22 protein-coding genes are annotated in these 25,201 nt (G+C 73.9%); 13 read left to right on the forward strand and 9 right to left on the reverse strand.

From position 1 onward, the window contains the following. The first annotated feature begins 45 nt into the window (after positions 1 to 45). From D5H75_RS26990 to D5H75_RS27005, 4 genes are all read left to right on the forward strand, one after another. Positions 46 to 1,671: an ATP-binding protein gene (locus D5H75_RS26990; protein ID WP_119929350.1), complete on the forward strand. Its 1,626-nt coding sequence runs from the start codon at positions 46 to 48 to the stop codon at positions 1,669 to 1,671. After that, positions 1,668 to 2,333 carry a response regulator gene (locus tag D5H75_RS26995; RefSeq protein WP_119929351.1) on the forward strand — a complete coding sequence of 222 codons (666 nt, stop codon included), beginning with the start codon at positions 1,668 to 1,670 and terminating at the stop codon, positions 2,331 to 2,333. The genes D5H75_RS26990 and D5H75_RS26995 overlap by 4 nt, the downstream gene beginning before the upstream one ends. A gap of 118 nt (positions 2,334 to 2,451) precedes the next feature. Next, a complete protein-coding gene (locus D5H75_RS27000; protein ID WP_202638544.1) occupies positions 2,452 to 3,897 on the forward strand; it encodes a serine/threonine-protein kinase in 1,446 nt (481 codons plus the stop codon). A 200-nt stretch (positions 3,898 to 4,097) separates the two neighbouring features. After that, positions 4,098 to 5,582 carry a serine/threonine-protein kinase gene (locus D5H75_RS27005; protein ID WP_119929353.1) on the forward strand — a complete coding sequence of 495 codons (1,485 nt, stop codon included), beginning with the start codon at positions 4,098 to 4,100 and terminating at the stop codon, positions 5,580 to 5,582. A 33-nt stretch (positions 5,583 to 5,615) separates the two neighbouring features. Here the strand turns inward: D5H75_RS27005 and D5H75_RS27010 are convergent, their stop codons facing one another. The 4 genes from D5H75_RS27010 to D5H75_RS27025 form a co-directional block, all read right to left on the reverse strand. Continuing rightward, the gene (locus D5H75_RS27010; RefSeq protein ID WP_202638545.1) at positions 5,616 to 6,875 is read right to left on the reverse strand and encodes a ferric reductase-like transmembrane domain-containing protein; all 1,260 of its coding nucleotides are present in this window, start codon (positions 6,873 to 6,875) and stop codon (positions 5,616 to 5,618) included. Then, positions 6,872 to 7,783, reverse strand: a complete 912-nt coding sequence (locus tag D5H75_RS27015; protein ID WP_119929355.1) for an FAD:protein FMN transferase — start codon at positions 7,781 to 7,783, stop codon at positions 6,872 to 6,874. Before D5H75_RS27015 ends, D5H75_RS27010 begins: the two co-directional genes overlap by 4 nt. Before the next feature lie 2 nt (positions 7,784 to 7,785). Continuing rightward, entirely contained in the window at positions 7,786 to 8,508 is a 723-nt protein-coding gene (locus D5H75_RS27020; protein WP_119929356.1) for a DUF2271 domain-containing protein, read from the reverse strand. Positions 8,509 to 8,767: 259 nt separating this feature from the next. Continuing rightward, positions 8,768 to 9,658 carry a carbohydrate kinase family protein gene (locus tag D5H75_RS27025; protein ID WP_202638546.1) on the reverse strand — a complete coding sequence of 297 codons (891 nt, stop codon included), beginning with the start codon at positions 9,656 to 9,658 and terminating at the stop codon, positions 8,768 to 8,770. Positions 9,659 to 9,784: 126 nt separating this feature from the next. Here D5H75_RS27025 and D5H75_RS27030 point away from each other — a divergent pair, with 126 nt between their 5' ends. Together D5H75_RS27030 and D5H75_RS27035 are read left to right on the forward strand one after the other, a co-directional pair. Then, a complete protein-coding gene (locus tag D5H75_RS27030; protein WP_119929358.1) occupies positions 9,785 to 10,843 on the forward strand; it encodes an LLM class flavin-dependent oxidoreductase in 1,059 nt (352 codons plus the stop codon). A gap of 21 nt (positions 10,844 to 10,864) precedes the next feature. Beyond that, positions 10,865 to 12,358 carry an AMP-binding protein gene (locus tag D5H75_RS27035; protein WP_119929359.1) on the forward strand — a complete coding sequence of 498 codons (1,494 nt, stop codon included), beginning with the start codon at positions 10,865 to 10,867 and terminating at the stop codon, positions 12,356 to 12,358. A 100-nt stretch (positions 12,359 to 12,458) separates the two neighbouring features. Here D5H75_RS27035 and D5H75_RS27040 read toward each other — a convergent pair whose 3' ends face one another. Continuing rightward, a complete protein-coding gene (locus tag D5H75_RS27040; RefSeq protein ID WP_119929360.1) occupies positions 12,459 to 13,367 on the reverse strand; it encodes a cyclase family protein in 909 nt (302 codons plus the stop codon). A 32-nt stretch (positions 13,368 to 13,399) separates the two neighbouring features. Between D5H75_RS27040 and D5H75_RS27045 the strand changes: the two genes are divergently transcribed. After that, positions 13,400 to 14,569 carry a serine hydrolase domain-containing protein gene (locus D5H75_RS27045; RefSeq protein WP_340137776.1) on the forward strand — a complete coding sequence of 390 codons (1,170 nt, stop codon included), beginning with the start codon at positions 13,400 to 13,402 and terminating at the stop codon, positions 14,567 to 14,569. Positions 14,570 to 14,664: 95 nt separating this feature from the next. Here the strand turns inward: D5H75_RS27045 and D5H75_RS27050 are convergent, their stop codons facing one another. Together D5H75_RS27050 and D5H75_RS27055 are read right to left on the reverse strand one after the other, a co-directional pair. Further along, positions 14,665 to 15,399 (reverse strand): SDR family NAD(P)-dependent oxidoreductase, encoded by a 735-nt coding sequence (locus D5H75_RS27050; protein ID WP_119929361.1) that lies wholly within the window; start codon positions 15,397 to 15,399, stop codon positions 14,665 to 14,667. Next, positions 15,399 to 16,025, reverse strand: coding sequence for a cysteine hydrolase family protein (locus D5H75_RS27055; protein WP_119929362.1), 627 nt, complete (start codon positions 16,023 to 16,025; stop codon positions 15,399 to 15,401). Before D5H75_RS27055 ends, D5H75_RS27050 begins: the two co-directional genes overlap by 1 nt. A 126-nt stretch (positions 16,026 to 16,151) precedes the next feature. Here D5H75_RS27055 and D5H75_RS27060 point away from each other — a divergent pair, with 126 nt between their 5' ends. The 6 genes from D5H75_RS27060 (at position 16,152) to D5H75_RS27085 (ending at position 21,901) form a co-directional block, all read left to right on the forward strand. Then, the gene (locus D5H75_RS27060; protein WP_119929363.1) at positions 16,152 to 16,535 is read left to right on the forward strand and encodes a Zn-ribbon domain-containing OB-fold protein; all 384 of its coding nucleotides are present in this window, start codon (positions 16,152 to 16,154) and stop codon (positions 16,533 to 16,535) included. Then, on the forward strand, positions 16,528 to 16,872 hold the full coding sequence (locus D5H75_RS27065; RefSeq protein WP_119929364.1) for a VOC family protein: 345 nt from the start codon (positions 16,528 to 16,530) through the stop codon (positions 16,870 to 16,872). Before D5H75_RS27060 ends, D5H75_RS27065 begins: the two co-directional genes overlap by 8 nt. Further along, a complete protein-coding gene (locus D5H75_RS27070) occupies positions 16,869 to 18,422 on the forward strand; it encodes a class I adenylate-forming enzyme family protein (protein ID WP_119929365.1) in 1,554 nt (517 codons plus the stop codon). Before D5H75_RS27065 ends, D5H75_RS27070 begins: the two co-directional genes overlap by 4 nt. A gap of 79 nt (positions 18,423 to 18,501) precedes the next feature. Continuing rightward, entirely contained in the window at positions 18,502 to 20,577 is a 2,076-nt protein-coding gene (locus tag D5H75_RS27075) for an acetate--CoA ligase family protein (RefSeq protein WP_119929366.1), read from the forward strand. 19 nt (positions 20,578 to 20,596) lie between these two features. Beyond that, on the forward strand, positions 20,597 to 21,346 hold the full coding sequence (locus D5H75_RS27080) for a glucose 1-dehydrogenase (RefSeq protein WP_119929367.1): 750 nt from the start codon (positions 20,597 to 20,599) through the stop codon (positions 21,344 to 21,346). Between the two features lie 126 nt (positions 21,347 to 21,472). Then, entirely contained in the window at positions 21,473 to 21,901 is a 429-nt protein-coding gene (locus D5H75_RS27085; RefSeq protein WP_147425292.1) for a hypothetical protein, read from the forward strand. A gap of 12 nt (positions 21,902 to 21,913) precedes the next feature. Here the strand turns inward: D5H75_RS27085 and D5H75_RS27090 are convergent, their stop codons facing one another. Continuing rightward, a complete protein-coding gene (locus tag D5H75_RS27090) occupies positions 21,914 to 22,867 on the reverse strand; it encodes a TAXI family TRAP transporter solute-binding subunit (RefSeq protein WP_119929369.1) in 954 nt (317 codons plus the stop codon). Then, on the reverse strand, positions 22,864 to 24,954 hold the full coding sequence (locus D5H75_RS27095; protein WP_119929370.1) for a TRAP transporter permease: 2,091 nt from the start codon (positions 24,952 to 24,954) through the stop codon (positions 22,864 to 22,866). Before D5H75_RS27095 ends, D5H75_RS27090 begins: the two co-directional genes overlap by 4 nt. Positions 24,955 to 25,201 lie beyond the last annotated feature (247 nt).

Below are 25,201 nucleotides of genomic sequence, written 5' to 3' on the forward strand. Positions count from 1 at the left end.
GGCGATGGCCGTACCCTGTTCGGACGCGGCGGTTCCGGGAGGTGGATGATGCGCCTGCGGGTGTCGCTGGGGACCCAGCTCTTCCTGCTCGTGATGGCGATCATGCTGCTCGCCGTGGGCGGCACCGCGGCCGTGTGGGTGCAGCACACGCGGCGGCAGCTCGACGACGAGTACCAGCAGCGGGCGCTGGCGATCGCGCAGTCGGTCGCGGCGCTGCCGTCGGTGCGGAACGCGTTCGCCGCGCCCGACCCGCCCGCGCTGCTCCAGCCGATCGCGGCGAGCGTGCAGCGGATGACCAAGGCCGACTACGTGGCGATCGCCAACCGGGACCAGATCAGGTTCGCCCACCCCAACACCGCCCTGATCGGCAAGCGGCTGTCCACCGACGGCTCGGCCGTGCTCGGCGGGCGGAGCTGGACCGGCACGCAGACCGGCACCCTGGGCCGCTCGGTGCGCGGGAAGGCCCCCATCTTCGACTCCTCCGGGCAGGTCATCGGGCTGGTCTCGGTCGGGGTCATGGAGTCCACGGTGATCTCGCAGCTCGGCGAGACGCTGCCGCCGCTGCTGTGGACCGTGCTGGCCGTGCTCATGACCGGGGCCGCCGCGGCCGCGCTGCTGACCCGGCGCATCCGGCGGCAGACCTTCGGGCTGGAGCCCCGGGAGATCGCGGCGCTGTTCGAGCAGCGCGAGGCCGTCCTGCACGGGATCAAGGAGGGCGTGCTCGTGATCGACCTGACCGGGCGCGTCACGCTGGTCAACGACGCGGCGCGGGACCTGCTCGGCCTGCCCGACCGCACCGGCGTGCCCCTCGCGGACCTGCCGCTGTCGGACCGGCTGCGCGACGTGCTGGGCGGCGTGGACGCGGGCGAGGACAGCATCGTGCTGGTCGGGGACCGGGTCCTGGTGTTCAACCGGATGCCGGTCGCGGTGCGCGGGCGGCGCATGGGCTGGGTGGTGACGCTGCGGGACCGCACGGAGCTGGTACGGCTGTCGCGCGACCTGGAGCGGTCGAGCAGCACGACGGACGCGCTGCGGGCGCAGGCGCACGAGTTCGCGAACCGGATGCACACGGTGGTGGGGCTGCTGTCGCTGGGCGAGTACGCCGCGGCGGAGCGGTACATCACCGAGACGACGGCGGCGCACCAGCGGTTCGCGGGCTCGCTCAGCGACCGGCTGGCCGAACCGACGCTGGCCGCGCTGCTGCTGGCCAAGTCCGCCGAGGCGGCCGAGCGGGGGGCGTCGCTGGAGCTGACGGCCGACTCCTCGGTCGATCCGGCGCTGCTGGGAGACCCGGCGGACGCCGTGCTCGTGCTCGGGAACCTCGTGGACAACGCCCTGGACGCCCTCGACGGCGGCGGGGGCCTGGTGGAGGTGCGGCTGCGCACGGACGGCGACGGGCTTCGCGTGGAGGTGCGCGACTCGGGGCCGGGGGTGACGCAGGACCTGGCCGAGGAGGTGTTCCGGCGAGGGTTCACCACCAAGGCCGCGAACGCGGGGTCGCGGGGGCTCGGGCTGGCGCTGACGCGGCAGGCGTGCCTGCGGCGGGGCGGCTGGGTGCGCGTCCACAACGACGGGGGCGCGGTGTTCACGGCGCTCCTGCCGTACGGCGAGGCGGCGCGGGGCGGCCCGGGCGCCGGGGCCGGCGTCTCGGGGGCGGGGGCGGCGCGGTGATCAAGGTGCTGGTCGTGGACGACGACTTCATGGTGGCGCGGATCCACACCGGATACGTCTCCCGGGTGCCGGGGTTCACCGTGGTCGGGACGGCGCACACGGGCGCGGACGCGGTGGCGCAGGTGGCGGCGGAGCGGCCCGACCTCGTCCTGCTCGACATCTACCTGCCCGACATGTCCGGGCTCGACGTGCTCCGCGAGCTGCGCGCCCAGGCCCGGCCCGTGGACGTCCTGGTGATCACGGCGGCGCGCGACGTGGCGTCGGTCCGCGCGGCGATGCAGGGCGGCGCGGTCCACTACCTGATCAAGCCGTTCGCGGCCTCGGCGCTGGCCGACCGCCTGGAGCGGTACGCCGAGGCGCGCCGCCGCCTCGACGCCCTCCGCGACGCGCGGCAGGACGACGTGGACCGGCTCTTCGGCGCGATGCGCACCGCCCCGACCCTCCCCAAGGGGCTCTCCCCCGCCACCTGCGACCTCGTCGCCTCGGCGCTGCGCGAGGCGGGGCGCGACCTGTCGGCCGCCGAGACCGCCGCCCTGACCGGTCTGTCCCGCGTCAGCGCCCGCCGCTACCTGGAGTTCCTCTGCGAGACCGGCCGGGCGGCCCTCCAGCCCAGGTACGGCACGGCGGGCCGCCCCGAGCACCGCTACCGCTGGTCCGGCTGACGCCTCCCCGGAGGCCCCGGGACCCCCGCCCGGCATCGCGTACCACCGCGCTCCGGACGGCACGCCGCCGGTCGATTGGTTACCGTTGATCGCAGACGTGCTCCTCCGGGAGGCTTCCTTGACCGTTCCTCCTCTCCGCCCCGGGGACCCGCGGCGGCTCGGCGACTACGAACTGCTCGGAGTGCTCGGCGAGGGCGGCCAGGGCGTCGTCTACCAGGGCCGGGCGCCCTCGGGCGAGCTCGTCGCCGTCAAGGTGCTGCGCGGGCCGGTGGACGAGCCGCTGCGGGAGCGGCTGCGCCGGGAGCTGTCGGCCGTGCGCCGGGTCGCCATGTTCTGCACGGCCCAGGTCCTCGACGCGCGCACGGACGACGCCCGGCCGTACGTCGTCAGCGAGTACGTCGCCGGCCCGTCCCTCCAGCAGCGGGTCCGCGAGCAGGGCCCGCTCACCGGCGGCGCGCTGGAACGGCTCGCCGTCGGCACCGCCTCGGCCCTGGCCGCGATCCACGCCGCGGGCATCGTCCACCGCGACTTCAAGCCGGCCAACGTCATCCTCGGCCCCGACGGCCCCCGGGTCGTGGACTTCGGCATCGCCCGGCCCGTCGACACCGAGACCGCCACCACCGGCGTGGTCGGCACCCCCGCCTACCTCGCCCCCGAGCAGCTCAACGGGCAGGCCCTGCCCGCGTCCGACGTGTTCGCCTGGGCCGGGACGATGGTCTTCGCCGCCACCGGGCGCCCCGCCTTCCCCGAGCGGGAGATCCCGTTCCTGCTCCACCGGATCGTCACCGGGGAGCCGGACCTGTCCGGCGTCCCCGAGTCCTGGCTCCCCCTCCTGCGCGCCTGCCTGGCCAAGGACCCCGCCGCCCGGCCGACCTCCCAGAACCTCATGGTCCGCCTGGTCAACCCGGCCGCCGAGGCCGTTCCCACCGCGCACCTGACCGCCCCGGCCGAGCGCCCGGAAGCGGCCCGCCGCGGGCCCCGCCGCGCGCCCGCGCTCGCCGCCGCGGGCACGGCCCTCGCCGTGCTCGCCGCGCTCCTGATCTGGATCGTCAGCCGCCCCGACGACCCGTCCGGCGCGAAGCGGCCGGGGACCGCCGGCGGCACGACCACCACCTCGCAGCCGCCCGCCCCCGGGCAGACCCAGGGCGGGCAGGCGGGCGGCCCGTCGTCCACGGCTCGTCCCCAGGGCGACGAGTTCGGCCACGACGAGCGCGCAGAGGTCCCGCTGCCGGCCTCCTGGAACGGGAACTGGGGCGGCCTCATCCGGGGCAGGGTGTCCGGCGACGACTGGAGCGGCGAGATGGGCGCCGGCTTCAGCGCGGGCGCGCGCCTCGCGGAGGTCGTCATCTTCGACGAGGCCAGCCCGAGCGAGTACGAATGCTTCACGGGCAACAGCGCCGTCACCAAGGCGGACGAGTCCACCGTGGAGCTCACCCTGCACTGCGGCGACCCGAAGGACGACCGGGTCAAGGTCAGGGCCAGGATCACCCGCCTGTCGGAGGACGAGGCCCGCGTGCGGCTCAGGAGCCCCGCGTACGAGGCCGACGGCTACCTCAGGAAATGACCCGATCCAGACATCCCGGCAATCCCCGTCATCCCGGACAGAAGCACACGACTCCCAATAGACTCCGGGATTCATGAGGCGCGCGACGATCTTCATGCCGCAAGGACGCGCAGGGCGGGTGCGCCTGCACCACCGACCGGAGGGCCGGGCCGAGAACCGCCGGGTGGAGATCGGCTTCCCCCGCTGACCATGGAGTACCCGTGACCGTACGTCCCCTGCGTCCCCATGACCCCCGCGAGCTGGGCGGATACGAGCTGCTCGGCGTCCTGGGCGAGGGCGGCCAGGGCATCGTCTACCAGGGGCGCGGCCCGTCCGGCGACCTGGTGGCGATCAAGCTGCTGCGCGGCGAGATCGACGACAAGGCCCGCGAGCGGCTGTCCCGCGAGCTGTCCGCCGTGCGGCGGGTCGCCCTGTTCTGCACCGCGCAGGTTCTCGACGCGCGCGTGGACGGCCCGTCGCCGTACGTCGTCAGCGAGTACGTGGAGGGCCCCACGCTGGAGGAACGGGTGGCGCGGTCCGGCCCGCTGACCGGCGGCCAGTTGGAGCGCCTGGCGGTCGGGACGGCCTCGGCCCTGGCCGCGATCCACGCCGCCGGGGTGGTCCACCGCGACTTCAAGCCGGCCAACGTCATCCTCGGCCCCGACGGCCCCCGCGTGGTCGACTTCGGCATCGCGCGCCCGGCCGACACCCGGACCGCGACGACCGCCGTGGTCGGCACCCCGGCGTACCTGGCCCCCGAGCAGCTCAACGGCGAGATCCACGCGGCGAGCGACGTGTTCGCCTGGGCCGGCACGATCATCTACGCCGCGACCGGCCATCCGGCGTTCCCCGACGCCCAGATCCCGGTCCTGTTCCAGGCCATCCTCACCGCCGCCCCCGACCTGTCGGACGTCCCCGGGTCCTGGCGCCCGCTCCTGGAGCGCTGCCTGGCCAAGGACCCCACGGCCCGGCCCACCGCCAGCGAGCTCATGCTCCACCTGGTCAACCCGGCGACCACCACCACCCCGTTCGCGCCCCCGGCGGCCGGGGGCCGGACGCTGGTCGATGCCGGGAACACCGCCGGGCTGACCGCCGTCGACCTCACGCCGCCCGCCCGGAGCAGGAGCCCCCTCCTCCTCGCCGGCGCGGCCGCCGTGCTCCTGGCGGCGGCCGCAACCATCGCCTTCTGGCTCACCCGGCCGTCGGACCCTCCCCAGGCGACCCCCAGCCCCACCCCGACCCCCAGCTCGACGCCCGTGTCCCCGGAGGTCCCCGCCGAACGGGCCACCCTCCCGCCCCAGGCCACCCAGGGCCCCGGCCCCGACCTGCCCATCGCCCCCGCCGACCCCGACCCCATGGCCCGGTCCGGCCCCATCCCGCCCGAGTACGTCGGCCAGTGGCAGGGCCGGGTCCGGGGCGAGCGGGCCCGGCGGCCCCACGAGGGCGTCGTCACCCTCGTCCTGAGCGAGGGCAACCGGGTCGCCCAGATCCGGCTGGAAGGAGACGTCTCCTGCACGGCCGCCGCCGAGATCATGGAGACCCGACCCTCCTCGCTGGCGTTCTCCTTCCCCTGCCGGACCCCCAGCGGCGAGAACTACGACGTCCAGGGCAAGCTCCAGATCCAGAACGCCGGAGGCAACCTCCGCTACCGCGTCTACGCCCCCCGGTTCCACGCCGAGGGCGATCTCAGCAGGACGAGCCGCTGACCCCGCCCCGCCGTACGGCCCGCGCCGGGTGGCTCACCACTCGAAGCGCTCGGTGAGGACACGGTCGCGCGGCACGCCCCGCGACCGCAGCTCGCGGATGATCCCGGCCACGAAGCGCGGGCTCCCGCAGACGAAGTAGCGCGCCCGGGCGGGTGCGCCGCGGGTCAGGCGAGCGCCGGTGAAACGCTCGGGCGGGACGCCGTCGCGGCGGCTGGGCACATAGCGCTCGCCGAGGGCCCGCCGCAGCTCCGGGGCGAAGACCGCGTCCGCCGGGGAGGCGACCGCGTGGAAGAGGGTCACGTCCGGCCGGCGCAGCGCGAGGTCCACGAACGGGGTGACGCCGATCCCGCCCGCGATCAGCACCGCGGGCTCCCCGCCGAGCTGGGCCTCCCGGGTGAAGGCCCCGTGCGGCCCGTCCACCAGGACCGTCGCGCCCGGCCGCAGGCGGCGCAGCCGTACGGTGAACGACCCGGCGTCCCTGACCGCGAAGACGAGCTCCGCGGTCTCCGGGTCGGACCGCACGGCGCTCAGCGGGTGCGACCGGCTGAGGACGGACGTGCGCAGGTGGCAGAACTGCCCGGGCAGCGGCCGGACCCGGCGGCGGCCGCGCGGCGCGAGCCGGTAGACGGTCACGGCGCCGGAGACGCGCTCGGCCGCGGCCAGCCGGTACCGGGGGACGAGCAGGGGCGCGAGCAGCCGCCAGAGCGTCACCGCCCCGAACGCCGCCGCCAGGGCCAGCCAGTAGGCGCGCAGCCACGGGACGGCGCCCAGGAACGTCCCGATCCCGTCCGCGTGCAGGAACACCAGGGCCACCAGCGGGTACGACAGGTAGTGGGCGTACCGCCAGACCCGGTGCCGGGCCGCCGCCCGCAGCAGCGTGCTGGTCAGCCAGAGCGCGAGGAACATCAGCAGCGCCAGCCGCCCCAGCGAGGTGTACGTGGACTCCACCCAGGTGAAGTCCACCGCGACCAGGTAGTCCGGGCCGCGCAGCTCGGCGGTCGCCTCCAGGAGCGGGTGCAGCAGCACCAGGAACGCGCCGCCCGAGCCGAGCCAGGCGTGCGCGGTCAGGATCCGGCCCCGGTCCGCGCCGAACAGCCGGGCCGCCTGCCGCGCGCCGAGCGCCACCTGCCACCACAGCGCCAGCCCGCCGAGCAGCCCGCACACGCCCGCCACCGCAGGCACCGGCCCCCCGGCCAGGTCGGCCCGGGCCAGCGGATAGCAGAACGGCAGCGCGGACACGGCGACCGCCGCCCACAGCCGGCCGGGCCGCAGCGGGCGGACGCGGCCCCTCACCGGCGGCTCACCACGGCGCCGTCCAGGTCCACGACGATCCAGCCGGCGTCGGGGTCGTGCTCCGACAGCCACGCGGGCCCCTCCTCCGTGCCGAGGACGACCAGGCACTTGGCGTAGACCTCGGCGGCGGCCAGGTCGGAGGAGAACACCGTGGCCTGGACGCAGTCGGAGTCGGCGGGCCGCCCGGTGCGCGGGTCGATGATGTGGTGCAGCCGCTCCCCCGCCGCGCCGTCCCAGCTCCGCCGTACGGCGCTGCTGGTCGCGACGGCCGCGGGCAGGTCCGACGCGGGAGGCTCGATCACCGCGGCGGGCTCGCCGGTGAGCGGGTGCTCGACCCCGATCCGCCAGGCCGGCTCGGCCGGGCCGCGCCAGCACACGAGGTCGCCCCCGGCGTCGATGAGCCCGGACCGCACCCCCGCCTCGCGCAGCGCGTCGGCCGCCTTCTGCACGGCCCAGCCCTTCACGAATCCGCCGAGGTCCACCCCGACGGGCCCGCGCAGCCGTACGGCGCGCCGGGTGAAGTCCACCTCGACCATGGGGAGGTCGCCGGGGCCACCCGCGAGAGCGGCCGGCTCCGCGGACCCGCGCGGGCGGCCCTCCATGGCCGCGAAGTCGTCGGCGTAGCCGATCCGCTCCATCTCGCGGGCGAGCCAGGGCGAGAACAGCCCGCCCGTGGCCTCGGCGTACGCCATGCCGTCGGCGAGCGCGAGCAGGAACAGGTGCGAGACGGTCACAGGTCTCCCGCTGTTGGCGCGGCCGGCGTCGCTCTCGGCCGTGAACCGGCTGAACGTCCGCTCCACCCGCCGCAGCCAGGCCAGCACGGTCGCCGCCTCGGCCGGCGGGACCCCGGCGACCAGCACCTCCGTCCCCATGATCCGCTCGCGCACCCCGTCGATCGGCGACGTCATCGTCAGGACCCCCTCGTGTACGCCGTGACGCGGGCGGGGCCGAGCCTCTCCCCGGGCAGGAACGCGGCCCGCACGCCGTCCAGGAGGACCCCCTGGTCCCGCGCCGCCGCCGGAAGGTGCTCCACCCGCGCCCGCGACTCGTGAGCCGTCTCCCCGACCCGGATCTCGCCGGTGAACAGCACCCGGTTCTCCCACAGCACGTTGCCCTCGATGCGGTAGACGTACGTGCCCGGCGGGACGGGCCGCCCGTTCCTGTCGGTCCCGTCCCAGTAGACGCTGTGCTCGCCGCTCTCCTGCGCGGGCCTGCTCGCGGCCCGGATCTCCGCCTCGGTGGCGTTCTCCCAGTCGGCGGCCTCGCGCCAGCGCGGCAGCGACATCGGCCGCCGGACGTACCCGCCGTTGGCGGTGAAGCTGGTGGCGAACAGGGTGCGCACGTACCGCCCCGCCCGGTCCTCGATCCAGATCGCGATCTGGTTGCTCGCGTGCGTCGGGAGCCGGGTGAGCCGGTAGTCGATCCGCACCAGCCCGGGCGGCCGCCCCGCCGTGTCCGCCCGGCCGCCCCCGGCCGCGCCGTACGGCGGTGCGGACGGGCCGGAGGCGACGGGCGCGGCCGCCACGCCCGGCCCGCTCACCTGCCCGTAAACGAGCTGGGCGGCCGTGGCCGCCGCCGCGACCCCGCTGATCACCACGATCGGCACCACCACGCGGACGTTCCTGTCGGTCATCGGCGCGGGCTCCCTCCCTCGGCTCGACCGCCCGGCTGACGAAGATCACGCTAGGGAGGCCCCCCGAAAAGCCGCATAAAAGCCGTGTCCAGGAAGGACCGGCCGCGGACATGGGGAGGCACGCCACCGGGCGAAGCTCCCGTTCCGCCTCGCCGGAGACGACTACGGGCAGACCCCGCCCGAGAGATCGCGTGCCGGGGCCTTCCCCGTCCGGCCGCCGTTCTCGGCCGGGGAGACGGACGCGGCGGCCCGGCCCGGTCTACGGGCGGGCCTCCTGGAGCCGGAGGCCGGCGAGCTCGGCTTGCGTCGGGGGGTCGGCGCCGGGGCGGGTGCAGGTGATGGCGGCGGACCTCAGCGCGGTGTCCAGGATGCCGGGCAGGGCGTCGCGGGGTACGGCGACGCGTCCGCCGAGGTGGTCTCCGGCGTGCAGCGCCGACAGGAGGCCGGACATGAAGGCGTCTCCTGCGCCCACGGTGTCGGCGACCTTCACGCGGATTCCGGGGCGGTGGAGCCTGCCGTGGGCGGTCAGGGCCGTGCAGCCGTTCTCACCGAGGGTGAGGATGACGAGCGCGGGGCCGCTGGAGCGCCAGGACGCGGCGACCTCCTCCGCGTCCTCGCCGGGGTAGAGCCAGGCCAGGTCCTCCTCGCTGACCTTGACCACGTCGCTCAGCGCCACCTGGCGTTCGACGCGTGCGCGGGCCCCGGCGGGCTCGCCCATGAGCGGGGGGCGGATGTTGGGGTCGTAGGTGACCGTGGCGGAGGTCGCCGACATCAGGGCCTCCACGGCCGACGCGCCCGGGGGCAGGGCGGCGGCCAGGGAGCCGGTGTGGAGGCAGGCGGCGTTCAGGGGGACCTCGCCGATGTCCCAGGTGAGGCGGAAGTCGTATTCGGGGACGCCCTGGCCGTCCAGGGTGACGACGGCGAGGCTGGTGTGCTCCGTCCGGTGGGGCGCGAGCCGTACGCCGGAGTCCGTCACGTGGGACTCGACGAGGCGGCCGAAGTGGTCGGCGGCCAGGGCGGTGTGGAGGGTCACCGGGACGCCGAGGCGCGCGAGGCCGACCGCGACGTTGGCGGGGCTGCCGCCCGGGTGCGCGGTGAAGGAGCGGCCGTCCGCGGCGGCCACCAGGTCTATCAGTGATTCTCCGACCACGACGACACCGTGCACGCCGCCCCCCTAAAGCTCAAAGGCAACGGTACAACGATCGCGGCCGGGCTGATACGCTTCCCAAGCGAGCGCTTGGTACGGAAGCGGTTGACGTTGAGGGGACACAACGCGATGAGGTTCTCGACCTTCCACCTTCTCCACCGGTTCGACGGCCAGAGCTTCAAGGACGTCTACGACTACCACCTGGAGCTGATGGAGCTCGGCGAGGAGCTGGGGTTCGACGGGGTGCGGGTGGCCGAGCACCACTTCCGGGACTACGGCGTCGTGCCGAACATCTTCCACTTCCTCGCGTTCGCCGGGGCGCGCACCGAGCGGTTGCGGCTGGGGACCGGGATCGTCGTGCTCCCGCTGCACAACCCCATCCACGTCGCCGAGGAGGCGGCGATGGTGGACGTGCTCACGAACGGCCGGCTGGAGCTCGGCATCGGGCGCGGCTACCAGGGGTTCGAGTTCGAGGGGTTCGGCATCGACCTGGCCGAGGCGCGCGACCGGTTCAACGAGGCGCTGGAGATGATCCTCGGGCTGTGGGGCCAGGACAACTTCCGGCACGAGGGCAAGTTCTACCGGACCGGCACCGAGGTGTCGCTCGTCCCCCGCCCGCTCCAGGCCCCCCACCCGCCGATCCACGTGGCCGCCGTCTCCCCCGAGACCGTGACGATGTACGCCGAACGCGGCCTGCCGATCCTGGCCGACCCCGCGGCGCCGTTCCACAAGGTCGCCCGGGCGGCCGAGACCTGGCGCGAGACGGCGACGGCCGCCGGGCACGACGTGGCCGGGACGGAGCTGGTGGTGAGCCGGTCGGTGTACGTCGCGCCGACGCTTGAGCAGGCCCGCGAGGACCAGGCGCGGTTCGAGCGGCTCTTCGACCGGTCGCGGATCTTCAACGAGAAGAGCGCGCCCATCGACCCGAAGACGGGCAAGGTCGCGCAGGGCTTCGAGTACTGGCAGGACCGCTACCTCAAGGGCGGCTCGGTCAGCGAGGACTTCCGCTGGGAGCAGCTCGAGGTGATCGGCGACCCGGAGCGCGTGATCGGCCAGATCCGGATGCTGCGCGACTTCGGCTTCACCAACCTGCTCTGCGACTTCGGCAGCACCCGGCCGATCCCGCTCGAAGAGATGAGGAAGGTCATGAAGTTCTTCGCCGCCGAGGTCATGCCGGCGTTCAAGTAACCCCCGACAGGAGGCGCGATCATGGGCATCCACCGGCTCACCCTCTCCGACGTCCTCGCCGAGCACCGGCGCAGCCGGCCGCACGAGACCGCGGTCGTGGACGGCTCGGTGCGACTGACGTATCCGCAGCTCGACACGCGGGTCACGAAGCTGGCGAACGCCCTGGCCGCGCAGGGGGTCGGCCCCGGGGACCGCGTGCTGTGGCTCGGCCAGAACTCCTACCGCGTGCTCGAACTCCTCCTCGCCGCGGCCCGGCTCGGCGCCGTCTTCTGCCCGGCGAACTGGCGGCAGTCCGCCGACGAGCTGGCGTACGTCCTGGACGACCTCGGCCCGCGCGTGGTCGCCTTCGAGCCCTCCGACGCCGTGGCCGGGGCCCGCGAGAGCCGTACGGCGGCGCACTGGGTCGAGGACTACGAGGCGTTCGTGGCCGGCGGCTCGGACGCGGAGGTGCCGGACGACAAGGACGACCGGGACCCGGTCCTCGCGCTCTACACCGCCGCGTTCGACGGGCGGCCGAACGCCGCGCTGCTCAGCCACGAGGCGCTGATCGCCCACAGCGCCGCGCTGCTCCAGGTGCGGCAGGTGGAGCCGGGGTTCACGTTCCTGAACTGCGGCCCGCTGTTCCACGTGGGCACGATGATGTTCTGCCTGACCACGTTCCTCTCGGGCGGCAAGAACGTGTTCACCCCGGCCTTCGACGCCGAGGAGGTCTGCCGGCTGATCGACGCCGAGCGCTGCACCCAGGCGTTCCTGTTCGGCCAGATGATCGACGCGCTGGTCGCGGCGAACGCGGGCGGCAAGTACGACCTCTCGTCCCTCCGCTTCGTCTCGCACTCCCCCGAGTGGGACGCGATGATCACGGTGGACGACTCGCCGTGGTGCTCGTCCAAGATGGGCGGGTACGGGCAGACCGAGGTGGGCGGGATGCTCACCTTCCTCGGCCTGGCCCCCGGCGCCGCCGGGTACGCCGGCCGCCCGTCCCCGTTCGTCCAGGTCCGGCTGCTGGACGCGGAGGGGCGCGAGGTGCCGGACGGCGAGGTCGGCGAGATCTGCGCGCGCGGCAAGTCCCTGTTCAGCGGCTACCACGACCGGCCGGAGCTGAACGCCCGCAAGAGCGCCGGCGGCTGGCACCACACCGGCGACCTGGGCCGCCGCGAGCCCGACGGGACCCTCACGTTCATCGGTCCGAAGCTGCGGATGATCAAGTCGGGCAACGAGAACATCTATCCGGCCGAGGTCGAGCGCGCTCTCAAGACCCACCCCGCCGTCGCCGACGCCGCCGTGATCGGCGTGCCCGACGAACGGTGGAAGCAGGCCGTGAAGGCGATCGTGGTCCTGGCCGAGGGCCGTACGGCGACCGCCGAGGAGATCGTCGAGCACGTCCGCGGCGCGATCGCGTCGTACAAGAAGCCCAGGCACGTCGAGTTCGCCGGCGAGCTCCCCAAGAAGGGCTTCACCCCCGACTACGACGCCCTCGACGCCCGGTACGGCGGCGGCGCCTACCCCGGCTCCTGACCCCGGGAGCCCTGATCCCGGGAACCCGCCGTCCCGCGCTCCCGCCGTCCCATGCCGTACGGCTGGCGCGAGACGGCGGGGCGGCGGGGCGCGGGCCGGGCTACAGGACGGCGAGCGGGGTGATGGGGCTGCCGGTGCCGCCCTCGATGCGCAGGGGGGCGGCGATGAAGAGGAAGTCGCTCACCCCGGCCTCGGACAGGTCCTCCAGCCAGAGCATCTCCGCCAGGTGGACGCCGTGACGCCACAGGAGGATCAGATGGAGGTCGTCGTCCAGGCCCTCGTCGGCGAGCTGGTCCGCGTTGAGCCCGCCGATCGCCGCGTTGTCGCAGGCCACCATGGCCACGTCGTGCCGGGCGAGCCAGCGCCCGCCGTCCGCCGACAGGCCCGGCTGCCCGGACCAGTACTCCTCCCGCGACCGCTCCCACACGGCCGGCCACCCGGTCCGGACCACCGCGACGTCGCCCGGCCCGACCCGCGCGATCTCGGCCAGCAGTTCCCCGTCGATCCGGAAACCGGCCGGCAGGTGCGGCAGCCCCAGGTGGCGCGGCACGTCGAAGAGCACCCCACGCGCCACGATCCCGCCGACGTGCTCGATCCCGCACCGCGTCGCGCCGTACGACCGGACCCGCGCGGCGGGGTGCCCGTTGTAGAGCGAGTCCCCCGCCCACATGTGGCACAGGGCGTCCATGTGCGTGGTCGTGCCGTGGTGCGTGACGATGATCGCGTCGTCGGCCATGCGCAGCCCCGCCCCGATCGCCCGCGTCCCGGCCTCGTAGTCGGCCCCGTCCACCGACATGAAGTGCTGCGGCAGCGGACGTCCGCGCAGGTGGGGGACGGTGGTCGGGGCCGGCGAGGAGGTCGCCCCGCGGATGGGCATCGACAGGCTCAGCACCTCGCCGCGCCGGGCGGATCCCAGCGCGGCGAGCACGGTCCGCGGGGTCAGCAGGTTCAGCGTCCCGCGCTGGTCCTCCGCCCCGAATCGACCCCAGTTGTTCGGTTCTGCAACCATGTAAGCGATCCCTTTCACCGAGGAGGCCAGGAGTGATCGGCGGACACTGCGACCCCCGCTTCGAGCAGGTGCGGCAGACCTTCGAGGACACGTTCGAACGGGGAGCGGAGATCGGCGCCGCCGTGGCCGTCTACCTCGGCGGAGAGCTGGTGGTGGACCTGTGGGGCGGGCAGCGCGACCGGCACACGGGCGAGCCGTGGGAGGAGGACACCCCCTGCCTGTCCTGGTCCTGCACCAAGGGCGTGACGGCGGCCGTCATGCTCATGCTCGCCGACAAGGGGGCCCTCGACCTCTCGGCGCCGGTCGCCGACGTGTGGCCCGAGTTCGGCGCGGCGGGCAAGGAGCGGATCACGATCGCGGAGGTCATGTCCCACCGGGCCGGCCTGCCGGCGCTGGAGGGCGACCCGCCCGCCGAGGAGGTCGCCGAGCCCGTGCGGCTGGCCGAGCGGCTGGCCGCCCAGAAACCGGTCTGGGAGCCCGGCACCGCGCACGGCTACCACGCCCTGACGTACGGCTGGCTGCTGGGCGAGGTCGTCCGGCGGGCCACCGGCCGCACCGTCGGCGAGATCGTCAACGAGGACGTGGCGCCGGGCCTGGAGATGTGGCTGGGCGCGCCGGACGACGTGATCGCACGCACGGCCCGGCTGAGCTGGAAGGAGCGCCGCGCGACCACCGAGGCGCCGCCCGGCCTGCGCCCGGGGACCGCGCTGTACGAGATGGCCCAGGCCGCGGCCGACCCGGACAGCCTCATGAACCGGGCGCTCTACAACCCGCCGGTGCACAAGCTGCCCGGCGGCTTCGGCAACCCGCTGGCCCTGCGCGCCGGGGTCCCCGCCGCCGGGCTCGTCGCCACCGCGCGCGGCCTGGCGGGCTTCTACCGCGACCTGCTGGCCGGGCGGATCGTCGCGCCGGACACCCTGCGCGACGCGCTGGTCCCCCGCTCCCAGGGCCCGGACCGGATCCTGTACATCGACAGCGCCTTCGGCCTCGGCTTCATGCGGCCCTCGACGACGTTCCTGCTGCCCCAGGGGGCCCGCGCCGGCGCGTTCGGCCACACCGGCCTGGGCGGCGCGATCGGCCTCGGGGACGTGGAGCGCGGGCTCGCCCTGGCGTACATCCCGAACAAGATGGGCAGCTCGGTCTCCGGCGGGCTGCGGGCCTACAACCTGATCAACGCGGCGTACGCGTCCCTGTCGTCCTGAGCCCGGGTCCCGCCGCGGCCCCCTCGCCGACCGCGCCGGGGGGACGCGGCGGGCGGCGGCCGTACGGGAGGGCCCGGGCGGGCGCGGCGGGCGCATCAGTGCATCGTGATCCCGCCGCTGACCGAGAGGGTCTGCCCGGTGACGTAGGCGGCGCGGTCGGTGCAGAGGTAGGCCACGAGCCCGGCCACGTCCGCGGGCCGCCCGAGGCGCCGCAGCGGGATGCCCTTGGCGAGCTTGTCCACCAGCCCCGGCTTCTGCGCCGAGATCGCCCGCAGCATCGGGGTGTCCGTCGGGCCCGGGCAGACGACGTTGCTGGTCACGCCCCCGCGCGCGGCCTCGCGGGCGAGGGTCTTGGCCAGCCCGAACAGCCCGGCCTTGGTCGCGGCGTACGCCCCCTCGCCCCCCGATCCGGCGCGGGCGCCGTCGGAGGAGATGAAGACCAGGCGGCCCCATCCGCGCCCGGTCATCCCGGGCAGCAGCCGGCGCGTGATGAGCATGGGGGCGCGCAGGTTGACCCGCCACATCAGCTCCCACGCGGCCGGGTCCCCGTCCACGAACGGCTCGACGACGCTGACCCCCGCGTTGTGCACCACGATGTCCACGTCCCCGGCGCCGGCGCAGAACCGCTCCACGTCGGCGGCGTCGGCCAGGTCCACGCGCGCCGCCGTGCCGCCGACCTCCCCGGCCACCTTCGCGGCGCCCGGCTCGTCCCGGTCCGCGACGATCACCCGGGCCCCGAGCGAGGCCAGGTCGGCACAGATGGCGGCCCCGATCGCGCCCGCGCCGCCGGTCACGACCGCCGTCCTGCCGTCGATCCGCGTCCCCTCCATCACGCGGCCCCCCAGGCCGGGATCAGCTCGCCGGACGGCACGCGGGCCGCCAGCAGGCTCAGCGTGTGGGTGAGCACGGCGTCGCCGTACTCTGCGGGGACGCCGGCGACCGCGTCGGTGACGACCACTGCGCGGTAGCCCAGGTTCACGGCCTCCAGCACGAGCCCGGGGACGCCGAGGTTGAGCGACAGGCCCAGGGCCACCACGGTCGAGACGCCGAGCGACCGCAGCGTCATGTCCAGCGAGGTCCCGGTGAACGGCGAGAACCCGTGGTACCGCCGCGACTCCAGGTCCCCGGGGCCGGTCAGCTCGGGCAGGACCTCGACCGCCCCCGTCCCCTCCAGCATGTGTCCCGGATCGCGCAGGAGGGTGGCGAGGAAGGGGCTGTTTCGCGCGTGGGTGCCGGCCCGGTCGGCGCGGAAGGCCGCCGTGCACTGCACGACGCGCACCCCGGCCGCGCGCGCCGCGCTCAGCACCCGGGCGGCGTTGCCGATCACGTCCCGCTCCGCGCAGATCTTCGCCAGGTCGGGGAAGCGGGCCAGGTCGCCCACCACTCCCCGCTGCATCTCCATCACGAGTACGGCCGTGCGCCCGGGTGCGACGAGCTCCACCAGATCAAGGGGCATACCCGGAAGCGTAATCAACCGAGCACTTGCTTGGCTAGCAGCCGTACGGCGCTCCGGGCCCCGGCGCCGGGATACACCCCCGGGAGGCTCTTGTGAGGCAACCAAGCGTGCGCTAGCTTGGCGGCCATGGCGCGCCCGCTTCCCCTGCCCTCGCCGCTCACCGCGCCGTACTGGGACGCCTGCCGCCGGGGCGAGCTGGCGCTTCAGCGGTGCGGCGGATGCCGGGGGTTCGTGCACTTCCCGGAAGCGGAATGCCCGTTCTGCGGGGATTCCAATCTCGCGTACGAGGTGGTTCAGGGGAAGGGCGCCGTCCACACGTTCACCGTCGTGCACCGGGCGTTCGTGCCGGGGCTCGCGCCGCCGTACACCGTCGCCTGGATCGACCTCGACGCCGGGGCGCGGGTGTTCGGCGGCGTGCTCGGCGAGACGCGGATCGGCGGCCGGGTGGACGTGACCTTCCGCGACGTCGAGGGCTTCGGCCCCATGCCGTACTGGAGGCCGGATGAGTGAGACGAAGATCGGCAACGTCCTCGTGCCCGTGGACGACCTCGACAAGGCCATCGCCTTCTACGGAGCCCTCGGCTTCCCGGTGAGGTTCCGGGACGGCGACCGGTTCGCGGCCCTGGACGGGCGGGGCGTGACGATCGCGCTGGCCGGGCCGGAGGAGCACGTCACCGGGGCGACGGCGCCGTCGTACAAGGTCGGCGACGTGGCGGAAGCCGTACGCGACCTCACCGAGGCCGGGGCGCGGCTGGTCAGGGGGCCGGAGGAGGGGCCGCACGAGGTGCGCGCGGTCCTCAGCGACCCGAGCGGCAACGTCTTCGTGATCTATGGAGGCAAGGCATGAACCCCTACGGCAACTACGCGTACGCCGTGCTGACCGCCACCGCGCTGCGCATCCCGGACAAGGTCGCGCTGACCTACTGCGGCGAGCGGAGCTTCACCTACGAGGAGCTGAACCGCCTCGTGAACCGGCGGGCGCACGCCCTGGCCGAGGCGGGGATCGCGCCGGGGCAGCGGGTGGCCGCGCTGCTCAACGAGACGCTGAACGTCGCGGAGGTGTACCTGGCGCAGGCCAAGCTGGGGGCGGTCACGGCGGCGCTGAACCCGTACTGGCCGGTGGAGACGCTCCAGCAGGTGGTCGCGCACTCGGAGTGCACGGCGTTCGTGTACGACTCCACGGTCGAGGACACGATCAAGGCGATCCGGCCGAGCCTCCCCGCCGTGACCACCTGGATCAAGGTGGGCGGCCCCGGCGATGACGCGGTGGACCTGGACGCGCTCACCGCGAACGCGCTCGACGGCGAGCCGCCGCTCGGGGCCGGGTACGACGACGTCCTCGCCCTCTACTACACCTCGGGGACGACGGGCCTGCCCAAGGCCGTGCTGCACTCGCACGCGTCGGCCCTGGCCACCTCGCAGATCTGGCTGGACGTCCCGCGCACCCCCGACTCGGTCCTGGGCACCGGGGCGATCATCTGGGGCATCGGGTTCCCTGCGCTGGTCGGCCCCGCGCTGTACGCCGGGATGCGGCTGGTGCTCGAACAGGACTGGGGGCCCTCGAACTTCCTGCGCGTGGTGCCGCGCGAGAAGGTCACCCACGTCAGCCAGATCCCCTCGTTCTACTCCGCGCTGCTGGCCGGGGACGAGCACGAGGGCGTGGACCTGTCCTCGATCCGGGTGATCATGCTGGGCGGGGAGCCGCTGCCCGCCGCGCTGCTCGCGCGGATGAAGGAGCGGCTGCCCGACGCCGGCGTGTACTGCTACTACGGCCAGACCGAGGCCCCCTACAGTTGCGTCGGGCGCGTGGACGACGGCTCGCAGGACCTGCACTCCTCGGGCCGCGCCCGGATGACGGCCGCCATGCGGATCACCGACCCCGAGGGGAACCGGGTGGTCGGGCAGGTCGGGGAGATCAACCTGGCCGGGCCGCACCGCATGCTGGGGTACGACAAGCTGCCCGACAAGACCGCCGAGGTGCTGCGGGACGGCTGGTACGTCGGCGGCGACCTGGGCATCGCGGACGAGAACGGCTACCTGACCGTGCTCGGCCGCCGCGAGGACTCCATCCTCAAGGGCGGGCAGTGGACCCAGCCCGCGCACATCGAGGAGGCCGCGGTCGCGCTGGACGGCGTGGCCGAGGCGGGCGCGGTCGGCGTCCCCGGGCACGGGGAGACGGCCGTCGAGCAGCGGATCCTGCTGGCCGTGGTCCCCCGCGCCGGCGCGTCCCTGGACCCGGAGAAGATCGCCGCCCGGCTCGCGGACGCGCTCCCGGCCCACCAGCGCCCCGACCGGGTCGTGGTCGCCGACGAGCTGCCGCACACGCAGGACGCCTCCGGCGGCCCCGGCAAGCTGCTGCGCCGCGAGATCCGCGAGCGGTACCAGGACCGGATGTGACCCCGCGAGCGGGCGCCCCCGCGGCCTGACCGCCCAGAGAGCCGACAGCGACCGGCAGCAGCCGGCAGAGAGGAGCCGGGTGGGCACCCACGTACCCGAGCCCGAGGTCAAGGCCTGGCTGTCCGCACGGGGCGTCCCCGTCCCGCGCGGCGCCACCGCCCCCGATCCCGCCTCGGTGGCCGCCGCCGCCGAGGGCCTGACGCCCCCGCTCGTCCTCAAGGCGTACGGCGAGGGCCTGATCCACAAGTCGGACGCGGGCGCGGTGGTCCTCGAACTGCCCGGCCCGGAGGACGCGGCCCGGGCGGCGGAGGCCATGGCCGCGCGGCTGGCCGGGCACGGCGTCACGCCGTCCGGCTACCTCGTGGAGGAGCAGGCGGGACCCGGCGTCGAGGTGATCATCGGGGTGATCCGGGACCCCGCCTTCGGCCCGGTCCTGCTCACCGGCCTCGGCGGCGTCTGGACCGAGGCGATGGCCGACACCGCCGTCCGCCTGTGCCCGGTGACCAGGGAGGACGCGAAGGCGATGCTCGGCTCCCTGCGCGGCTCGGCCCTCCTGCGCGGCCATCGCGGCCGCCCCGCCGCGGACGTGGACGCCCTCCTCGACCTCATGGTCGCCGTGAGCCGGCTCGACCTGGACCACGCGGCGGAGTTCGAGCTCAACCCGGTCATCTGCGGCCCGGGCGGCGTGGTCGCCGTGGACGCCCGCCTCATCCCCCGCGAGAGAGACGCGAGCGCGACGGCGGGTCCCGCTCCGGGGGCAGGGAGCGCGGGGGACTTCCGGGCGCTGTTCGAGCCGAAGGCGGTCGCCGTGGCCGGGGCCTCGGCGCGCAAGCCGAACTTCGGGAACATGTTCATCGAGTTCTACAAGGCGACCGGGATCCCGCTGGTGGCGGTGCACCCGGAGGCGGCGGAGATCGGCGGGGTGCCCGCCGTGCCGTCGATCGAGTCCGCCGACGTGGACTACGCGCTGGTCGCCGTCCCCGCCGAGCGCTGCGCCGACGTCGTACGGCGGGCCGCGGGCACGCCGTACGTCCAGGTCATGAGCGGCGGGTTCCGCGAGACGGGACGCGCGGACCTGGAGGAGGAGCTGCTGGCCGCCGCGAGGGAGGCGGGCGTGCGGCTGCTGGGGCCGAACTGCATGGGGGTCTACTGCCCGAAGGGCGGGCAGACGTTCATCGGCGGCACCCCGGGCCCGCCGGGGGACGTGGCGCTGATCTCGCAGAGCGGCGGGCTCGCCGGCGAGGTGATCAAGGTGGGCGAGGCGCGGGGCCTGGCGTTCAGCCGGGTGGCCACGCTGGGCAACTCCGCCGACGTCACCCCGGCCGAGCTGCTGCGCTGGCTGGGCGGCGACGACGAGACCGCGGTGATCGGGCTCTACCTGGAGGACCCGCGCGACGGCCGGGCCCTGTTCGAGACCCTGCGCGCGATCGCCAAGCCCGTCGTGCTGCTCGTGGGCGGGCGCAGCCGGCAGGGCGCGCGGGCCGCCGCCTCGCACACCGGCGGCATGGTGAGCGACGACCGGGTGTGGCGGGCCCTGGCCGAGCAGACCGGCGTCGCCCTGGTCACCGGGCAGGACGACCTGATCGGCGCCCTCGACTTCCACCGCCGCCACGCGCGCCGCGACGTCGCCGGGGACTCCGGCGTGCTCGTCATCGGGCCGAGCGGCGGGGCGAGCGTGCTCGCGGCGGACGTGTTCGACGCCGCCGGCCTCACGCTGACCCCGCTGCCCGCGGACTCCCGCGAGGACCTGCGCGCCCTCGGCCTGGGCGCGGGCAGCTCGCTCGCCAACCCGCTGGAGATCCCCGTGGGCCCGCGCGGCCGCCCCGAGCTGGTCCGCGACGCGATCACCGCGATCACCTCGCGCGAGCCGTACCCGGACGTGGTCGCGCACGTCAACGTGCAGAGCTTCTTCACGTACGGCTCGCGCGCCGAGCCGCTGTACGACTACGTCCGCCGCCTCGGCGAGACGCAGGAGGCGCTGCCGCGGACGCGGATCACGCTGGTCATGCGGAACGCCGAGTGCGGGACGCCCGATGTGGAGGGTGAGGTGCGGCGTATCGCGGGCGGGGCCGGGGTGCCGGTCTACCGGTCGATGGAGGCCGCGGCGGTCGCGGTCGCGGCCGGTCAGCGGTGGCACAGGCGGGAATCTCGGTAATCGGGCATCGGAGGAGTACATGGGTCTGCTCGACGGCAAGGTCGCCCTGATCACGGGCGGGGCGCGCGGCATGGGGGCCTCGCACGTGCGGCTGTTCGCCGAGGAGGGGGCGAGGGTCGTCTTCGGGGACGTGCTCGACGAGGAGGGCAAGGAGCTCGCCGCCGAGGTCGACGCGACGTACGTCCACCACGACGTGACCAGCGTCGAGGAGTGGCACCGCGCGGTGGACACGGCGGTCTCGGCGCACGGCCGGCTCGACGTGCTGGTGAACAACGCGGGCATCCTGATCCACCGCAGGATCCTGGACATGACGCCGGAGCAGTTCCAGCGGGTGCTGGACGTGAACCTCAAGGGCACGTGGCTCGGGGTGAAGTCGGTGGTCGAGCCGATGCGGGCGGCGGGCCGCGGGTCGATCGTGAACATCTCCTCGATCGAGGGGTTCATCGCGGCCTCGGGGATGTCGGCGTACGCGGCGTCCAAGTTCGGGGTGCGCGGCGTGACCAAGGCGGCGGCGCGGGAACTGGCGGAGTTCAAGATCCGGGTGAACTCGATCCACCCGGGGGCGATCGCGACGCGGATGGCGCTGGACCCGGACATCGCCAAGCAGGTGGACGCGGAGGCGTTCGTCAGGTCCATGGTGATGAAGCGGTTCGCCAAGCCGGTCGAGGTGTCCCACGTGGCCGTCTTCCTGGCCTCGGACCGGTCGAGCTACTGCACGGGTAGCGAGTTCGTGGTGGACGGCGGCCTGCTCACCGGCGCCGGCTACTGACCCCGCTTCTTACGCGAAGTGCCGGTGTCATTACTTCAGGTGACATTTTCGGTCTCTTGTCGTCTAGAGAACTCGGGCGAAGACTCGGGAGGGACAAGGACGTCACCCGGGACGGGGATGATCACCGTGCGCGAGGAGTACGCGGAACGCGAGGTCTGGCCGTTCGAGTGCCTGGACTGCCGGCAGGTCTGGGAACTGGAGTATCTCGTCCGGCACGTCACGGACGGCCACGGGAACGACGTCGCCGTCTGGTCCAGGAACGGCGTCCCGGTGCAGCCGCCCTGGTGCGAGCCACGCTGCCCGGCCTGCGACGGCGTCAGCATCACCACCTTCCCGGCCGGCTACCTGGACTTCCACCCCCAGCTCCGGATGACCGCCCCCGGGCTGGAGACGGCGGAGGCGCCCCCCGTCTCAGTCCTGCCCGGCCGGACGGGTCCGGGGGCGGGGAGCGGCGGGCGCCTCCTGCTGCTGTTCGCGCTCGTCACGATCGCCGTGCTGGTCTTCGCGGGGTACGAGTTCTACGAGTACACGCTCCTGCCCGCCGTCCACCACTGACGAGGGAACGGCCTACGGCGCGCCGTAGTGCTTCCTGGCGCCCGGGTGGAGCTGGACCGGCTCGGTCTTGGCCGCCACGTCCGGCTTGATGTTCCTGGCCGCGGGGTGCACCTTCTCCAGGTCGGCCTTGCGCTCGAACAGCAGCTTGGTGAGGTTCTGCGCCAGCCCCTCGTCCATCTTCTCGTTCACGATGAGCAGGTTGGGCACCACGATCGTGGGCACGTCGGCGGGCAGCTTGTACGACGCGGCCGGGATCGTGCCCGGGTTGTAGACCGGTCCGTACTCCTGCGCGAGCTTGGGCTGCACGTCGTCCAGCGGCACGAACGTCGCCTTGTTGCCGAGGCCGGTCATCAGGTCGGTGATGCCGGAGGTGGGCAGGCCGCCGGACCAGACGAGGGCGTCGATCGTGCCGTCCTTCATGCCCTGCACGGTCTCCGGGAGCCCCAGCGACTGCCGCTTGACGTCCTTGTCGGGGTCGAGCCCGGCCGCCTTGAGCATGCGCAGCGCGATGACCTCGGTGCCGGAGTTGGCCGACCCGGTGGAGACGCGCTTGCCGCGCAGGTCGGCGATGGACCTGACCTTGGCGTCGGCCAGCGCGATCACGTGCGTGTAGTTGTCGTACAGCCGGGCGATCGCGCGGATCGGCTGCGGCGCGGAGAAGGCGCCCTTGCCGTTGACCGCGTCACCGGCCGAGTCGGCCAGCGTGAACGCCAGGTCCGAGTCGCCCTTGACGACGCGCTGGATGTTCTCCACCGACGCCCCGGTGGCCTCGGCCGTGGCCTGGTAGCCGGGCATGTTCTTGTTGATCTGGGCGGCGATGCCGCCGCCCAGCACGTAGTACACGCCGGTGGTGTTCCCCGTCGCGATGGACAGGCGCTTGGTCCCGCCCGCCTCCGGCTCCCGCTCCCCGCCACAGGCGGTGAGCGCGAGCACGGCGGCGGCCGTGACCGCTATGAGACGCTTCACGCAGTTTCCTTTCTCAGCACCAGATGTACGGCGAGAGCCGCGGCGAGCACGATCAGCCCCGCCACGATGGGGGTCGTGGAGAGGAAGAGGAGGAGCACGGCCGCCACGGCGCAGAGCACCCGCTCGGGCGGCCGGGCACGATCGAGGAACCAGCCGCCGGTGGCGACCGCGAGCGCGGCCACGGCCACCGCGGACACGGCGGTGACGAGCAGGATCCGCCCGAGGGAGCCCTGGCCGAGCAGGGCCGAGCCGTCCGGCGTGAGCACGAACGCGAACGGCACGAGGAAGGCCGGCAGGGTGTACTTCAGCGTCAGCATCATCGTGCGGAACGCGTCGCCGCCGGTCACCGCCGAGGCCGCCACCGCCGACAGCGCGGTCGGCGGGCTGACCTCGGACAGCACCGCGTAGTAGAAGATGAACATGTACGCCTCGGGCGGGCTCACCCCGAGCTGCGACAGCGCCGGCGCGACGATCACCGCCGCGATCACGAAGGACGCCGTGACCGGCACCGCCAGGCCCAGCAGCAGCACGGCCAGCGCGCACAGGACCGCCGTGATCGCCAGGTTGCCCGCCGACACGTCCACGATCAGGGAGCTGGCCTTGAGCCCGAGCCCGGTGAGCGTGGTGACGGCGACGATGATGCCCGCCGCCGCCGTGGTCGCCGCCACCGGGAGCACCCCCGTCGTGCCCGCGGCCAGCGCCTGGAACGTCCGCGGCCCGGTCAGCCGGTGCCGCTTGTCCAGGAACGACAGCAGGAACGCCAGCAGCGTCGCCCAGACGACCGCGCGGAACGGCGACTCGCCCAGCGCCATCGCCACGACGATCATCACCAACGAGCTGAAGTGGTACCCGAAGCGCAGGAGCAGCCGGCCCAGCGGCGGCGTGTCGATCTCCACCTCGCGGGTGCCGAACCGCCGCGCGTCGATCTCGATGGCCAGGAAGATGCCGAGGTAGTAGAGCAGCGTCGGGATCGTGGCGTACAGCAGGACGGTCAGGTAGCTCACGTTGAGCAGCTCGGCGATGATGAACGCCGCGGCCCCGAGCGTCGGCGGCGACAGGATCGCGCCGATGCCCGAGGCGGCCAGCACGCCGCCCCCCGCCTCGGCCGGATACCCGGCCCGCCGCAGGATCGGCCAGGCGACCGACCCCACGCTGACCGTGGTGGCGACGCCGGAGCCCGACACCGTCCCGAGCAGGAACCCGGCCGTGGCGACCGTACGGCCCGGGGCCGTGCGCGACCCGCGGAACGCCGCCAGCGACACGTCCACGAAGAACCGCCCCGCGCCGCTGTACTCCAGCACCGCGCCGTAGATCGTGAACAGGATGATGTACGTCGCCGCGACGTCGAGCGGCACGCCGTACACGCCCTCGCCGCCCATGGTCAGCGCGACCACGATCCGGTCGATGTCGTAGCCGCGGTGCCCCAGCTCGCCGGGGATGTACGCGCCGTAGTAGGCGTACAGGAAGAACGCCAGGCAGACGGCCGGCAGGATCCACCCGACGGTGCGCCGGGTGGCCTCCAGCACGAGCAGCACGATGGTGAGCCCGACGATCACGTCGAGCGTGGTGGGCGCGAACGTCCGCCGGATGAACTCGTCGAACGAGATCAGCGGGTAGACGCACACGGCGAGCGAGAGGAGCGCCAGCGCCCAGTCCAGGATCCCCGGATGGTCCCTGCCGACCTTGCCGCCGGTCGCGCCGTCCTTGGCGCCCTTGGCGTCCTTGGCGTCTCCGCCGTTCTCCGGTACGGCGGCGCGGCGGCGGACCCGGGGCCGGTAACAGAGGAAGGTGAGCGGCAGCACGACGGCGAGGAAGCTCATGCGGTACTGGATGATCGGCACCGAGCGGAACACCCAGTAAAGGGCGTACACCGACAATCCAGCCGCCACGCAGGCCACACCGAACGCCAATCGGCCACTCAGGCGCCGCGCGGGCCGTTCGGCGTCGAATTCGGCGATCAGTTCGTCGGCCGAGGCCTCGGTCACCGGTTTATCGATGGATTCCTTGTCGAGGGTGCCGTTTTTCCTCACCTTTTCTTCACCGACCGCCTGCCCCACCCCGCCGGAGTTCGAGTCGTCGCGCGCCATGAGGAGATAACAGTGGGCGGGTCATGCCGGTGTCAACGGCCGGGCGGGCGCATCATGATCACGGTGGGGTAAATACGGATAAAGTGGACGGAATTACCCACTTGTCGCAGGCGTTACCATATGACATCGCGTCATAGGACCGTCATGACCACGTCATCCGCAGGGTGATCGGTCTGGCGGGCCCGTCAATCCGGGGCAAATCGGATGGAATGTCCCGGGCGGCGTGATGGTTATACATATCAGACAC

The organism is Bailinhaonella thermotolerans (assembly GCF_003594875.1).
Lineage (GTDB): Bacteria > Actinomycetota > Actinomycetes > Streptosporangiales > Streptosporangiaceae > Bailinhaonella > Bailinhaonella thermotolerans.

What these genes read in the sequence shown, in the direction of transcription:
- D5H75_RS27080 (WP_119929367.1), top strand. Translation starts at nt 20,597, where the DNA reads ATGGGTCTGCTCGACGGCAAGGTCGCCCTGATCACGGGCGGGGCGCGC.
- D5H75_RS27015 (WP_119929355.1), bottom strand. Translation starts at nt 7,783, where the DNA reads ATGACGTCGCCGATCGACGGGGTGCGCGAGCGGATCATGGGGACGGAG.
- D5H75_RS27095 (WP_119929370.1), bottom strand. Translation starts at nt 24,954, where the DNA reads ATGGCGCGCGACGACTCGAACTCCGGCGGGGTGGGGCAGGCGGTCGGT.
- D5H75_RS27030 (WP_119929358.1), top strand. Translation starts at nt 9,785, where the DNA reads ATGAGGTTCTCGACCTTCCACCTTCTCCACCGGTTCGACGGCCAGAGC.
- D5H75_RS27060 (WP_119929363.1), top strand. Translation starts at nt 16,152, where the DNA reads ATGGCGCGCCCGCTTCCCCTGCCCTCGCCGCTCACCGCGCCGTACTGG.
- D5H75_RS27040 (WP_119929360.1), bottom strand. Translation starts at nt 13,367, where the DNA reads ATGGTTGCAGAACCGAACAACTGGGGTCGATTCGGGGCGGAGGACCAG.
- D5H75_RS27065 (WP_119929364.1), top strand. Translation starts at nt 16,528, where the DNA reads ATGAGTGAGACGAAGATCGGCAACGTCCTCGTGCCCGTGGACGACCTC.
- D5H75_RS27055 (WP_119929362.1), bottom strand. Translation starts at nt 16,025, where the DNA reads ATGCCCCTTGATCTGGTGGAGCTCGTCGCACCCGGGCGCACGGCCGTA.
- D5H75_RS27020 (WP_119929356.1), bottom strand. Translation starts at nt 8,508, where the DNA reads ATGACCGACAGGAACGTCCGCGTGGTGGTGCCGATCGTGGTGATCAGC.
- D5H75_RS27070 (WP_119929365.1), top strand. Translation starts at nt 16,869, where the DNA reads ATGAACCCCTACGGCAACTACGCGTACGCCGTGCTGACCGCCACCGCG.
- D5H75_RS26990 (WP_119929350.1), top strand. Translation starts at nt 46, where the DNA reads ATGATGCGCCTGCGGGTGTCGCTGGGGACCCAGCTCTTCCTGCTCGTG.
- D5H75_RS27035 (WP_119929359.1), top strand. Translation starts at nt 10,865, where the DNA reads ATGGGCATCCACCGGCTCACCCTCTCCGACGTCCTCGCCGAGCACCGG.
- D5H75_RS27050 (WP_119929361.1), bottom strand. Translation starts at nt 15,399, where the DNA reads ATGGAGGGGACGCGGATCGACGGCAGGACGGCGGTCGTGACCGGCGGC.